Raw genomic sequence first — 6444 nt, forward strand, 5'->3', positions numbered from 1 at the left:
CGCAGCGCAGCGCTACTTCAGCGGTGCGCTGCAGAGCCGGGGCCCATGCATCAGCGTGCCTGGCTTGCTGGGTCCCGGCTCTGCGCAGCAGCGCCAGAGCGCTGCAGCGCGTTCGGGACTCGAGCGCATTGCCTTCGCACGGCTGTCATAGTCTCTAACGACCGCTAACCAACAGTCGACTTAAAACTGTCATAATCATTGAAAGGGAACCCGCGCCCGCGCGCCCTTTACACGTCCTTAAGCGCGCCTGCATTGGATGGGCCGGCAAAGTGCGTTGGGGACACCATGACTGCCGCGAAGAAGATGCCGGGGAAACCGGCCGCCGACATGTTTGATGACATCCCGGTGCTTCAGCGCAAATGGCGCGCGGCGTTGAAACCGGGCGAGCGGCTGCCGCGCTACGAGGACGTGATGCTCGGCAGCCTCGGCCGGCTTGCCGACCACATCGCGCTCCTGAAGAACGAAGGTGTGCTCGAACTGTCGCGCAGCGGACGTTACGCGCAGAAATGGCTCGGCGAGGAACGCTGGGACATTCCCGTCGCGGAGCTGTCGCCCGATTGCGCCACGGCGCTGACGGAAGCCGCGTCCATCGCGCTGGCGACGGGGCAGCCGCATCACGCGAACGCGCATTGCGTCCGTGACGGCATGGTGAGGACCTACGATCTGCTGGCCCTGCCCACCGCCTCGCGCTGGGGCGCCACGCTGGTCGGCGCCTATGTCAACGAACGCGGCCTGCACTACAATCTGCTGGACGCGATCTTCGCCGCTACCGACGATGCGGTGATCTCGCTGACGACCCTGCGCGATGCCGGCGGCAAGCCGTTCGATCTCCAGATCGTGCATCACAACGACAGCGCAAGCGCGCTGTTGAGGGTGGCGAACGGCAGCCTGCTGTGGCGGCGGATCGGCGAGGGGACCACGCTATTGGCCTTGCCCGAGATCATGGACTTCCTGCTCGAGGCAGTCGCGGGCGGCCGCGGCGAGCAGCTCGAGATCGAGCACGAGGGCCGCCATCTCCGCCTCAGCGCCACCGCCTTCGCCGGCGTGGTCTCCCTGGCGATCTCCGACGTCACCGCCTTGAAGCGTCGCGATGCCTCGTTCCGCCTGCTGTTCGACAACAACCCGATGCCGATGTGGGTGTTCGACGCGCAGACCAAGGCGTTCCTCAGCGTCAACGACGCCGCGGTCCAGCATTACGGTTATAGCCGCGCCGCGTTCCTGCGCATGAAGCTGAACGAGATCTGGCCCGAGGACGAGTGGGACAGCCACTCCGAGGCGCTGGAGCGGCTCGGGGACGCCTATCATTCCTCGCGCAACTGGCGGCACCTGCGCGCCGACGGCAGCGAGATCGAGGTGCTCACCTTCGGCCGCCGCGTCGCCTTCGACGACCGCGACGGCTACCTGGTTGCGGTCGTCGACATCACGGAGCGGCGCAAGGCCGAAGCGCGCATCGCCCATATGGCCCATCATGACGGGCTTACCGACCTGCCGAACCGCGAATATTTCCAGGAGCGCCTCAAGCAGGCCCTGGACCAGGCCGCAGGAAAGCGCGTCGGCGTGCTCTACATCGATCTCGACCTGTTCAAGAACATCAACGATTCCTTCGGCCATCCTGTCGGCGACCGGCTGCTCAAGGAAGTCGCCGGACGCCTGACCACCGCGGTCCGAGGCGGCAATCTGGCGGCTCGGCTCGGCGGTGACGAGTTCGCGGTCATATTGGTCGCCGACGTCTCGCCGAACGAAGCCAGCGCCTGCGCATCGCTGCTGATCGACACGGTGAAGGCGCCTTATGAGATCGACGGGCAGGAGATGGTGATCGGGGCCAGCGTCGGCATCGCATTGTCGCCGGGCGACGGCACGACACCGGAAGAGTTGATGCGCAATGCCGACATGGCACTGTACCGGGCGAAATCCGACGGCGGCGGCGTGCACCGCTTCTTCGAGCGCGAGATGGACCTGCATGCGCAAAAGCGCCGCGACATGGAGCTCGACCTGCGCCGCGCGTTCGCCAACGGCGAGTTCGAGCTGCATTATCAGCCGCTGGTGTCGATCGCCTCCGACCGAATCTCCGGATTCGAGTCGCTGCTGCGCTGGCGGCATCCGGACAAGGGCATGATCTCACCGGCGGAGTTCATCCCCGTTGCCGAAGACATCGGGCTGATCATCCAGCTCGGCGAATGGGTGCTGCGCGAAGCCTGCGCCGAGGCGGTCAAATGGCCCGCCGACGTCAAGGTCGCGGTCAATCTGTCGCCGGCGCAATTCCGCAGCCGCAACCTGGTTCAGGTCGTGATCTCGGCCCTGGCGCAGTCCGGCCTGTCGCCGAAGCGGCTCGAGCTCGAGATCACCGAGTCGATCTTCCTGGCCGAGACCGATGCCAATCTGGCCATCCTGCACCAGCTGCGCGAACTCGGCGTCAGCATCTCCATGGACGATTTCGGCACCGGCTATTCCAGCCTGAGCTATTTGCGCAGCTTTCCATTCGACAAGATCAAGATCGACCGCTCCTTCGTCAAGGACCTGGCGCAGCGGCCCGATTGCGGTGCGATCGTGCGCGCGATCTCGGGTTTGGGGCGCAGCCTCAACATCACCACGACCGCGGAGGGCGTCGAGACCGAGGATCAGCTCGACTGGCTACGTGCGGAAGGCTGCAACGAGGTGCAGGGGTTTCTGTTCAGCGCCGCCCGGCCTGCCGCCGAGATCGCAAAGCTGCTCGCGGATTTCCGCCAGCGCACCTCACGGGCGGCGTAGCCCTTCCGGGTAGCAGTCGTAGACCAGCGCCTTGAACGCAGGCGTGATGCGGCCGCGCTCGTTCTGGGTCTGCTGCATCATGAGGTAGACCATGTCGAGCTTGGGATCGACGCCGAAATAGGTGCCGCTGCCGCTGTCCCATTTCAATTCGCCGAGCGACCCTGGCGGCGGCGGTTTTGCATTGCCGGGATCGGTGCGCACGGCAAGGCCGTAGCCATAGCCGAAGCCGTCGCCCGGAAAATAGAAGTAGTCGCGTCCGACGCCGGAGCCGGGCCCGATCTGATCGGTCGTCATGGCCTTGAATGCTGCCGGGCTCAGATAGCGCCTGCCCTCGAACTCGCCGCCATTGAGCAGCATCTGCGAGAAGCGCTGATAGTCCGTGATGGTCGAGAGCAGGCCGCCTCCGCCGGATTGCCATTCCGGATGGTCGAGACGGTCGCGCTCTCCGGCAAGCAGGATGAAATCGTTCGGCAGCGGCCGCGCCATCCGCCTCAGCTCGTCCTCCGTCGCGACCACGAATTTGGTGCTGTTCATGCCAAGCGGATCGAAGATGCGTGCCTTCAGGAACTCGTACAGCGTCTGGCCCGACACGATCTCGATCACGCTGCCGAGCACATCGGTGGAATGGCCGTAGCGCCACAGCGTTCCCGGCTGACGGGCCAGCGGCAGTTTGGCGATGCGATCGGCGAATTCCCTGTTGTTGAAGTGACCTTCGAAAATGTTGGCCATCTTGTAAGCGTGCTCGACCCATTCGCTGCCGATGTAATCGTAGCTGATGCCCGAAGTATGCCGCAGCAGATCCTCGATATTGACGGGGCGGTCCGGTGGGTCGAGGTCCAGCTCCACCGTGCCGCTGGGCAGGGTCACCTCGCGGCCCACCTTGGTCCCTGCGAACAGCGGGACGTATTTCGACACGGGGGCGGTGAGCGCAAGCTTGCCCTCGTCGATCAGCATCATCGCGCCGAGGCACGTGATCGGCTTGGTCATGGAATGGATGGCGAAGATCGTGTCCGGCGTCATCGCAAGACCGGTCCGGGTGTCGCGCACGCCGAAGCACTTCAGGTAGACCGGCTTGCCGTGCTGCTGAACCAGGATCACAGCGCCGGGCAGCCGGCCGCTTGTCACCTCATTGTCGAAATAGGCCGTGATACGATCGAGCCCCTCGGACGAGGGGGCGGGAATAGCGGCCGCCCGGCTTCGCATCGTCGAGCCGGCGAGCAGCGCGGCCCCGACCAGAAATTCACGGCGTCGCATCCGGGCTTCCTCCCTCGCCGGGATCAAAGCCGCACAACGCCAGGGGCGTCAACAAGCCTTCGATTAAAAACGCGTCACGATTTCGGAAAGGAACGGTCGCGGACGGTCTTCGCTCGGCTTGGTCGGCGTACCGATATGGATGAAGCCGGCGAGCTTTTCGTCCGGCTTGAGGCCAAGCCCGTCAAGCACGTCACGGTCAAACGAGAACCACCCGGTGAGCCAGCAGGCGCCGTAGCCAAGCGCGGTCGCGGCGGTGACGATGTTCATGGCGCTTGCGCCCGCCGACAATTCCTGCTCGAAAGCCGGCACCTTCGGATGCGGTTTGGTGAAGCTGACGATGCCGATCACCAGCGGCGCATCCATCAGGCGCTTGCGCTCGGTCTCGACGTCGGCGGCCGGTGCGCCGGGATTCTTCCGGGCAAAGACCTTGGCGATCACCTCTCCGGCACGTGCGCGGGCATCGCCCTCGAAGACGATGAAGCGCCAGGGCGCCAGCTTGCCGTGATCGGGCACGCGCGCGCCGATGGTGAGGATGGTTTCGAGTTCGGCCGGCGAGGGCCCGGGCCCGGTCATCTCGCGCGGCTTGACCGAGCGTCGGGTTTTCAGGAGTTCGATGGCGTCGGGCACGGGCAGTCTCTCTCGTGGGGTCGGTATGAGCCTCGCATTAGCATGCGCTCCCCCTCGCCACGAGGCCATAGAGCCCCGATTAGATCGATTGTGATCACGGCCGTCCTGTGCCCGGGCTCACCAGGCGAAGCGCACGACGCCCTTGCCGGCATAGGCGCGCGTCGACCGGGAGAACTCGCCCTCGAAGGACGCTGCGGCCGACCAGCCGCCGGCCCATGTCATCTCGACCGAAGTTGTCATGAGCGCGGAGTCGCGCGCCTGCGCGGCGCCGCTCACCGCAAAACTGGCGCCCGGCAGCGCCAGGAAGCTCGCGGCCGCCGAACGGTCAGGGTTGAAATCATGGGCCCAGGCGAGGCGCCCGCGCAAGGCCAGCATGCCGTCCGGCACCGCGAACGACTTGTCGCTGCGCAGGCCGAGTTCGCTGCGATTGTCGGCCAAGCGCTTGCCAGCATAGCCCAGCGCAAAGGTCGAGGCGCCGGAGACGACCTGCTCCGCATAGCCCGGTTGGTCGAATAGAGCGGCCTGTACCGCCGCGTATGGCGCAAGGCCCACGCCGCCGCTGACGGGCAGGACGAACCGGTAGCCGCCCTCGAGCCGACCCGCCCATGCATTGGCTCTGAAGTTGGCGCGCAGCCGATCGGTGCCGGCGATCGTCACGGTGCGGTCGGTGGTGATGTCCTGCCAGCCATAGGCGAGGGCGGCAGCGATAAAGGCGCGCCCTTCGGTATGGCGCAGATGGATTCCGGCCTGGAACAGATCGGAACGGCCGGAACCCTGGCCGTTCACGCCAAAGCTGGTGCCGCCACCGGCCAACGCAAAGCCGGTCACCGTCTGCGCCGACAGCCAGTGATCGGCGCCCGCAGCGACGGCATAGGTGCGGCTGGTCGCATCGTTCGATCCGGCGGTCGCGTTGCCGGACGTGGATTGCGCGCCGCCGACGCCGGCCGCCCACACGTCCCAGCGCTGCTCGAAGCTGGCAGCCGGAGCGCGGGTGAGCCTTGCAAAGGCATTGGTTCGCCGGTGGTTGTGCTGATCCGCAAAGCCGCTCGCGCCACCTCCGCCCGCGACGCCGCGCGTGGTGGGATCGGTGAGCAGGGCGGCGAAGCGGCCCATCGCATCGAACGTCGCCTGCTGCGCGCCGGTTGCGGTCTCACCAGAGGCCTGCGTCAGGCCAGCAGGCGTCAACCCGGCATAGATGGCGGGAATGCCACCAATGCGATTGAAGGAGTCGGTGAGGGCGCTGCCGACGGCCTGCTGGTTGCCGTTCAATCCGGACGGAATGCCGAAGTTCAGAGCGAGATTGAGATAGGCGTCGTTGGCGTCGTAGCTCAGGCTGGTCTGGAAGTTGGCGGGCAGGTTGGTGGAGACGATATCTGATGCGAACGTACCGGAGATGCCGCCGCTTGCGGTGAGGATGGTGTAGCTCTTGCTGACATAGGCGCCATTGGCAAATACCGCATTCACCGTGGCACCGCCGAGCGAGGCGGTGCCGTTCACGGTCGTGAAGGACGCGGCCGAGGGATCGAGCTGCACACGATAAATGGCGCCGGATTGCATGACGAGATTGCCGTCGATCGTCATCGACGATGCCGCCGTGCCATTGCCCGGCGCCAGTACGCCGCCTGCATTGATCGTCACCGTGAGAGGATCGATCAGGCCCTCGCCGGACAGCGTGCCGCCCGCATTGACAGTGACGGCGGAGGTGCCGCCGAGTGTCCCTTCGACGTCGAGCGTACCGCCGTTGATGATGGTCGCGCCCGAATAGGTGCTGGTGCCGGTCAAGCGCAGGGTGCCGCTGCCGGACTTGGTCAGTCC

At 65.8% G+C, this 6444-nt stretch carries 4 protein-coding genes; 1 reads left to right on the plus strand and 3 read right to left on the minus strand.

Translation table 11 applies throughout. The features are described 5' to 3' along the window. Positions 1-285 precede the first annotated feature (285 nt). Positions 286-2748 carry an EAL domain-containing protein gene (locus tag JHD07_RS29335; RefSeq protein ID WP_291628497.1) on the plus strand — a complete coding sequence of 821 codons (2463 nt, stop codon included), beginning with the start codon at positions 286-288 and terminating at the stop codon, positions 2746-2748. Here the strand turns inward: JHD07_RS29335 and JHD07_RS29340 are convergent. The 3 genes from JHD07_RS29340 to JHD07_RS29350 all read right to left on the minus strand — a co-directional run. Continuing rightward, entirely contained in the window at positions 2734-4002 is a 1269-nt protein-coding gene (locus JHD07_RS29340; protein WP_291628498.1) for a serine hydrolase domain-containing protein, read from the minus strand. The two genes, JHD07_RS29335 and JHD07_RS29340, sit on opposite strands and share 15 nt — an antisense overlap. Before the next feature lie 63 nt (positions 4003-4065). Then, entirely contained in the window at positions 4066-4629 is a 564-nt protein-coding gene (locus JHD07_RS29345) for a nitroreductase (protein ID WP_291628500.1), read from the minus strand. Between the two features lie 117 nt (positions 4630-4746). Then, on the minus strand, positions 4747-6444 hold a 1698-nt coding region (locus JHD07_RS29350), incomplete at its 5' end, for an autotransporter domain-containing protein (protein WP_291628502.1).

It is taken from the genome of Bradyrhizobium sp., assembly GCF_016462955.1.
In the GTDB taxonomy this organism is placed as follows: Bacteria; Pseudomonadota; Alphaproteobacteria; order Rhizobiales; family Xanthobacteraceae; genus Bradyrhizobium.